Source organism: Mucilaginibacter sp. P4_E8 (assembly GCF_056401495.1).
In genome coordinates, this window is sequence record NZ_JBFUJG010000193.1 from 1 (window position 1) to 7,531 (window position 7,531).

Below are 7,531 nucleotides of genomic sequence, written 5' to 3' on the forward strand. Positions count from 1 at the left end.
GTTTCAATGGGTTTATGTACAAATATATCACAAATTCCGGGTCTGCTGCCAAATTCCTTTCCGGTATCCCAAAGCACTTTCCAGGTATCCAGAGATGTTACCGGAATTATAGGCACTTTCATTTCAATGGCCAGCCTGAAAGGGCCGTTTTTAAATGAATGCAAAATAGGTGGATACGCCCCGGGAATAGTGGCCTCCGGAAATATAACAACACTCACTCCGCTCTTTAACCTTTCGGCAGCTACCTTAAATGCCCGGAAGGACGACATTTTGCTTTCACGATTAACCGTAATGTCAATCGTTCTGAAAAAAAGGCCCAGTACAAAGTTATCCTTCAGGTCTTCCTTACCTATAAAACAATGGTTATTATGCAGATTAGTACTTATGGCTGATACATCAAGATTGGAGGTGTGATTTGGACATATTACATAAGTTTTGCTCCAATCAATTGGCTGCTCATACCGGGCACGGTAAAATATACCCGAAACACTGGAGCTTAAATATATGATCAGTTTCCTGAACCTGTTAATGTGCTTATATAATGCCGGCTTTTTACTAAGGGGGTATAATACGGGCCAGCAAAGTATAAAAAAGAATGCGACACTATACCTGTAAAAATAAGTGTGTATTCTTTTTAATGTCAATTTCATGGCGACCAAAATTAGAAAAAATACTCACTTAAGCGCAAGCTAAACTGTGGCCAACGGTCAGGGTGTTTCGAATTTCTGTTTCATGATGCCATAAACCTTGTCGCGCAGCGCATCAGCATCATCGGGGGTTAAGTTTGTCGTATCAATTGGTTTATGCACAAAATACTCACTGATACCCGGTTTGCTGCCGTGTTTGGTTCCGTTATCCCAAAATAGTTTCCAGATGTTGGATGACGTTACCGGGAGAATGGGTACTTTCATTTCGATGGCCAGTCTAAAGGGGCCATTTTTAAATTCCTGCAGACGGGGAGGATAATCATTGGCTATACCACCTTCGGGGAATATGATCATGGGGATACCGCTCTGCAGTTTTTCGGCTGCCTTTTTAAATGCCCGGAATGATGACATTTTACTATCCCGGTTAACCGGGATATCCACCGAACGGAAGAACAGGCTGGTTACTAATTCATCTTCCAGTTCCTGCTTGCCCATAAAGCTGCAGTTGGTGTTCACCAATATGCACATGGCGGTTATATCAAGATTTGAAGTATGGTTAGGGCAAACAATATAGGTTTTGCTCCAGTCAACAGGTACTTCAAATTTAAAACGGTAAAAAAAGCCAGCAAAAGCAGAGCTGAGAAAAGCCCATACCCTGCGAAATTGGTTCATACGTTTAAAGCGTTCGGGCTTTAATGAACAGTAATAAAAAAAAGGCCAAAATATAAAATAGAAAAAGGCTACACAAAACACGTAAAAATACCCGTGTGCTTTTCTCAATATCATTTTCATCGTCATCAAAAATAGAAAAAATACTTACTTTCGCAGCCTATGGAAACTGTTGTTAGTGGCATCCGTTCAACCGGGAACCTGCATTTAGGAAATTACTATGGAGCGTTGCAAAACTTTATAAAAATGCAGCATGAATATAATTGCTTCTTTTTTATTGCCGATCTGCACTCGTTAACCACCCACCCTACCCCTGCCGATCTGCATGGTAATGTGCGACAGGTTTTGGTGGAATATTTAGCCGCCGGGATTGATCCGGAAAAAGCTACTATTTATGTACAAAGCGATGTACCTGAGGTAACCGAGTTATACCTGTACCTGAATATGAATGCGTATATGGGCGAGTTGGAACGCAGCACTTCGTTTAAAGACAAGGTACGCGCCCAGCCCGATAACGTAAACGCAGGCTTGCTTACCTATCCCGTTTTAATGGCAGCAGACATTCTTATTCACCGCGCTACGAAGGTGCCTGTTGGTAAAGATCAGGAGCAGCACCTGGAAATGTCACGCAACTTTGGCAACCGCTTTAACAGGCTTTATAACCACGATTACTTTCCAGAGCCTTATGCCTTTAACTTTAGTGAGAACCTGGTCAAAATACCAGGGCTTGACGGTAAAGGTAAAATGGGTAAATCAGAAGGTGAAGGCAATGCCATTTTCCTGAGTGATACGCCCGAAGCCATCCGCAAAAAAGTAATGCGTGCGGTAACCGACAGCGGACCAACGGTCCAAAACCAATCAAAACCATCAGAGATCCAAAACCTGTTCGACCTGATGAAGGTTGTTTCACCGGCTGATACGCTGGCGCATTTTAATAACCTGTATAATACCTGCAGCATCCGTTACGGCGATCTGAAAAAGCAACTGGCCGAAGACATGATCATTGCCACAGCCCCTATTCGCGACCGTATTAACGAAATTACCAACGATGCTGATTACTTACACAAAGTAGCCGCGATGGGCGCCGATAAAGCAAGGGAAAGCGCATCAAAAACAATTAAGGAAGTAAGAGAAATTATAGGGTTCAGAAATTTTTAATTGATTGTTTGTTGATAGTTTATTGTGCAAAATGTATTTTTAGAAATTGCACATAGGTATTGGTTAAACTTTAATGGCCATTTTGCGTTAAAGCTATCAACCACTTATCATTGAACTAACAACAACTAACAAACGCATGCATATAGCTATTGTAGGAAACATAGGAGCCGGCAAAACTACCCTCACCGAAATGCTGGCCCGGAATTATGGATGGGACCCATTGTTTGAAGCTGTTGATAATAACCCTTATCTGGAAGATTTTTACAGCGACATGAAACGCTGGAGCTTTAATCTGCAAATCTACTTTCTGAACAGCCGTTACCGCCAAATTATTGATATCCAGAAAAGCGGGCGCAATATTTTACAGGACAGGACCATTTACGAGGATGCCTACATTTTTGCCGAGAACCTGCACGATATGGGCCTCATGACCACCCGCGATTACGAGAACTATCAATCTATATTTGATAATATCACCGAGTATATAAAACCGCCCGATCTGTTGGTTTATCTCAAGGCATCGGTACCTACGCTGGTTAACAATATACAACGCCGCGGCCGCGAATATGAAATTGGCATCCGTTTGGATTACCTGTCGAAACTGAACGATAAGTATGACAAATGGATAAGGAACTATAAACTGGGCAAATTATTGATCCTGGATAAAGATAATCTTGACTTTGCCAACAATACCGAAGATATGGCCACCATTGTTCAGCTGATAGAGCGGGAAATTAACGGGCTGTTTTAATTGGAGGTGCGGGTTACGGGTTGCGCGTTTCGTGTAATCTATTTTACTTTATATCAAATTAATAATTTATCCCCGGGCTTACAATACGCAACTTAAAAACCCGCAACTGACAACACGCAACGCGAAACTCAAAATGAAAATCCTCGGTATCATTCCCGCCCGTTATGCATCTTCCCGTTTTCCGGGTAAGCCTTTGGTTGATATTGCAGGCAAGAGCATGATACAGCGGGTATATGAACAAGCTAAAAAATGCACCAGTCTTAGCGAGGTTATTGTAGCCACTGATGACAGGCGCATATTTGACCATACACAAACTTTTGGCGGTGTAGCGGTAATGACTGCCGATACCCACCAAAGCGGCACCGACCGCTGCGCCGAAGTTGCCCGGCTGCACCCCGAATATGATGTGATCATTAACATACAGGGCGATGAACCATTTATTGACCCGGAGCAGATCACCAAGCTAACGGCTTGTTTCAACGACCCCAATACGCAATTGGCCACCCTCATAAAACGCATTAAAACCGAGGAAGAGTTATTTAATTACAACTCGCCTAAAGTAGTGATCAATAAACTTTCAGAAGCTGTTTACTTTTCGCGCTCAACCCTGCCGCACATCCGCGGACAGGAACCGGAGAACTGGCTGGAGTTTTATACTTTTTTTAAACACATTGGCATATACGGCTACCGCGCCGATATATTGCAGCAGATCACCAAACTACCCGTATCGTCACTGGAAAAAGTCGAAAGTCTGGAACAACTGCGCTGGATTGAGAACGGCTACCGCATAAAAGTTGCCGAAACCGAACTGGAAACCTACGCGGTTGATGTGCCGGAAGACCTGAAGAAGCTGAATACGATGTTTTAAGGCTGCTCATAAAAAGGGGCTGTCATCCTGAGCCTTTCGAAGGATCGTGCGGGGAGGTGCCCACCGCGCTTCAGTACAACAATTAACAAATATGTCATTGCGTAGTGTGACAACCCCTTTCACCACCTTGTCATCCTGAGGAACGAAGGATCTATTCGGCGATTAGATTCTTCGCTATGCTCAGAATGACAAATTTGTTATTTGCTTCATACCTCGCAATGACATCCTATTATTTATAGGCATCCTTACTGCCTGCTCTGCAATACCGCGAACTTATTCCCGTAATCATCCAACTGTGCCTGGAATTGGTTATGCAGGGCTGTTTCCTGGTAATTTTTGGTAGTATCAACAAGGCCGTTTAATACATATAACTGAAACTGTACCTGGTTAACATCCAGCGCTTCTGGTTTATTTTGCAGCAGGCTATAATTATAAGCCAGCTGATCGGTAAGATAATTGCCTATACCTTTTACATAACGATTGGCCAGCTCCTTATCATTCAGTTTATAGGCTACCTGTGCTAACTGCAATTTACGATGCGCCGAATCAATATTAGGATTAATGTCTGGCATTTCCTGATCAAATTTGTGCAGGGCGTTTAAGGCCAGATCATTCCGGCCATCCTTTATTAAGCCCTGGGTAAGGTCATGAAAGGTAGTTTCCATAAATGGATAAAATTCGGTTTTTGAAACTTCATCCAGATATTTAGCATGTTTAAAATTGCCATATTTAAACTTGTTCATCACGTTATTGTACATCACCAGACTATTTACTTTACCCAATTGGTTTTGTATAGATGTATCGGCCTTAAAAGGTATCAGGTGATAAACAAAACCTTCCTTGTACATATATGGCTGTAAACCGCCCATATTATCCTGGCCAAAACCAAGGCTAAAGCAAATCGGTCTTTTCCAGTTATTATGTGCCAGCACATCCATAATAGCCAAATTATCTTTAAACATATAATTGTTGTTGTACGTCCATTCCATATTACTTGTCAGCTGATCTTTTTGCCCGGGAGTAACCACACCATTTTTCACCAATTGTTTCGGGTCAACAGCCAGTTTAAAGTTTTTAGTAGGCAGATAATTCATGGTTTCGCCGCTTTGGTATTGCACTTTGGTACGGCTATCATCAGAGGTTATAAAATCAAACACATCTTTTACATCCACATATCCGGGTATCTTAGCATCGTTGTAGGCAATTACATCGCGCACACCCTGTTTGTATTTGTCAAATGGCATGGTAATGGGCAACGGGGCCGATTGGTTCATGGGTCGCCCCATTTGGCGTATATACCAATCCATGCCCAGCAAGCTGTTGCATACTATCCGCACATCGGGCCTAACGCCCTCCACTTCCTGATCATACCAAAGCGAATAAGTGTCATTATCTCCATAGGTAAACAAAATAGCATCCTTAGGGCACGATATCAGGAAATTATAAGCCATGTCATGAGCCGTAGTTTTGGTAGAGCGGTCATGACCGCCCCACTCCTGGCGGGCCAGCAATACCGGGGCTACCAGCAAACAAACCGCTACCGAAGCCAGCGCGGCACCCCGCGTGTTTATTTTACGCCTAACCAAATCATTAATAGCCAGTACACCTAACCCAATCCATATAGCAAAAGCGTAAAACGAGCCAACGTACGAGTAATCGCGCTCGCGGGGTTGTAAATTGGCCTGGTTAACATATAACACAATAGCCAAACCTGTAAAAAACCAAAGCAGCGCTATTACCGTTGCATCGTTCTTTTTATGCCTGAAATGAAAAACCATACCCAACAAACCGATGATCAGCGGCAAAGCATATAAAGGTGTATAAGTATTTGAACCGGTAACCGATTTTGGTAAATGCCTGCCACCGTCAAATAAACCCGATGTCCAGTTGCCGTCGATAGATACGGTGCTGGTTTGCCCGTCAACGTCATTATAACGGCCAACAAAATTCCATAAAAAGTAGCGCCAGTACATCTGGTACATTTGCCAGCTCAGCATCCACCTCATATTATCTATAAAAGTTGGCTTTTGCCCGTCGGCCAGTTGCAGCCATTGCTTATAGAACTGCACATTCTGCGCATAATCGGCATCGCCCTCGGTGCTGTGCATCCGCGGGATCAGGGTATTATGATCAAAAATATAATTGGGCCTTTTGCCGGCCACTTCATAGCGGTTCCTGCCTTTACGGTATAAAGCACTGCCTTCGCTCTGATCAATAACCTTGGCATCAAAGTAAGGCCCGTAAAGCAGTGGCGTATCGCCATATTGTATCCGGTTAAGGTAGCCATTGAGGGTAAAAGCATTATCGGGATGCGAATTATTCAGATTGGTATTGGCCGAAGCGCGAATAGGGATATAAGCAAATGAACCATACCCAAAATAGATGAACGCCAAACATACCAGCGCCAGGTTTAAGGCGGGCTTTTTATGCCTGATGCTGTAAATTATACCTCCCACAATTGCAGATATGATCAGCAGGAAAAAGAAGATGGCTCCACTCCCAAAACCCAATCCCAGGCTATTAACAAAAAACAAATCAAAATAGGCAGCTCCCTTAATGGTATATTCCCTGATGCCATACTGCACCAAACCCAGTATCACAATACTGATTACAAAGGCCACGATGCCGCTTTTTATAGTCGGATTTTTATACCGCCGTAAATAATAAACCATGGTTACGGCGGGGATGGATAACAGGTTTAGCAAGTGTATGCCTATTGATAAACCCATAATATAGGCAATAAGCACTATCCATTTATCGGCGCCGGGTTCGTTGGCATGGGCGTCCCACTTTAAAATGGCCCAAAACACTATAGCCATACATAATGATGCCAGCGCGAATACAATGGTTTCGACAGCCGAAAACCAAAAGGTATCGGTATAAGCAAAGGCCAATGCGCCAACCAGTCCTGCACCCATGATCGCGATCAGTTGCGACTGGGTAACAGCTTCGCCATTTTTGATGAGTAATTTTTTGGCCAGTGCGGTGATAGTCCAGAACAAAAACATCACCGTTGCGCCGCTGGCTAGGGCCGAGCCCAAATTCGTAAAATACGGTACTTTAGTATTGTCGCCCATAGATAGCAGGGAAAAAACTTTGCCCAACATGGCAAACATGGGGTAACCAGGCTGGTGCGATACCTGCAGCCTGTAAGCGCAGGATATAAACTCGCCGCAATCCCAAAAACTAACCGATGGTTCTAAGGTTAAAACATAGGTAGCAAAAGCTATCAGCAGGCACAGCCAGCCTAACAGGTTATTGATCTTATTGTACTGCATAAATAATAAGGTGTAAAGTTTTCATCATAAGTTACAGGCCACAATTTCGGTGTAAATTGCCAAAACCCCGTACACATTAACATACCTTAACAACTTTTAACAGAATTTAACTTATTGATTTAAAGCATTTAACATTTCATAACAAGTCTATGGTTGGTGT

General features: G+C 43.2%; 6 protein-coding genes. 3 read left to right on the forward strand and 3 right to left on the reverse strand.

Features of this window, described 5'->3' with window-relative positions:
• Both AC1DRQ_RS28255 and AC1DRQ_RS28260 read right to left on the reverse strand, forming a co-directional pair.
• The coding region (locus tag AC1DRQ_RS28255) for a lysophospholipid acyltransferase family protein (protein ID WP_477428975.1) at nt 1-650 on the reverse strand (650 nt) is incomplete at its 3' end.
• 57 nt (nt 651-707) lie between these two features.
• Complete coding sequence (locus tag AC1DRQ_RS28260) at nt 708-1,319, reverse strand: lysophospholipid acyltransferase family protein (RefSeq protein ID WP_477428977.1); 612 nt, start codon at nt 1,317-1,319, stop codon at nt 708-710.
• A 159-nt stretch (nt 1,320-1,478) separates the two neighbouring features.
• Here AC1DRQ_RS28260 and trpS point away from each other — a divergent pair, with 159 nt between their 5' ends.
• The 3 genes from trpS (at nt 1,479) to kdsB (ending at nt 4,093) form a co-directional block, all read left to right on the forward strand.
• Nucleotides 1,479-2,474 carry a tryptophan--tRNA ligase gene (gene trpS, locus AC1DRQ_RS28265; protein WP_477428979.1) on the forward strand — a complete coding sequence of 332 codons (996 nt, stop codon included), beginning with the start codon at nt 1,479-1,481 and terminating at the stop codon, nt 2,472-2,474.
• A 136-nt stretch (nt 2,475-2,610) separates the two neighbouring features.
• The gene (locus AC1DRQ_RS28270) at nt 2,611-3,225 is read left to right on the forward strand and encodes a deoxynucleoside kinase (protein ID WP_477428981.1); all 615 of its coding nucleotides are present in this window, start codon (nt 2,611-2,613) and stop codon (nt 3,223-3,225) included.
• 133 nt (nt 3,226-3,358) lie between these two features.
• On the forward strand, nt 3,359-4,093 hold the full coding sequence (kdsB, locus tag AC1DRQ_RS28275) for a 3-deoxy-manno-octulosonate cytidylyltransferase (protein WP_477428983.1): 735 nt from the start codon (nt 3,359-3,361) through the stop codon (nt 4,091-4,093).
• A gap of 245 nt (nt 4,094-4,338) precedes the next feature.
• Here kdsB and AC1DRQ_RS28280 read toward each other — a convergent pair whose 3' ends face one another.
• Nucleotides 4,339-7,371 carry a glycosyltransferase family 117 protein gene (locus AC1DRQ_RS28280; RefSeq protein ID WP_477428985.1) on the reverse strand — a complete coding sequence of 1,011 codons (3,033 nt, stop codon included), beginning with the start codon at nt 7,369-7,371 and terminating at the stop codon, nt 4,339-4,341.
• Nucleotides 7,372-7,531 lie beyond the last annotated feature (160 nt).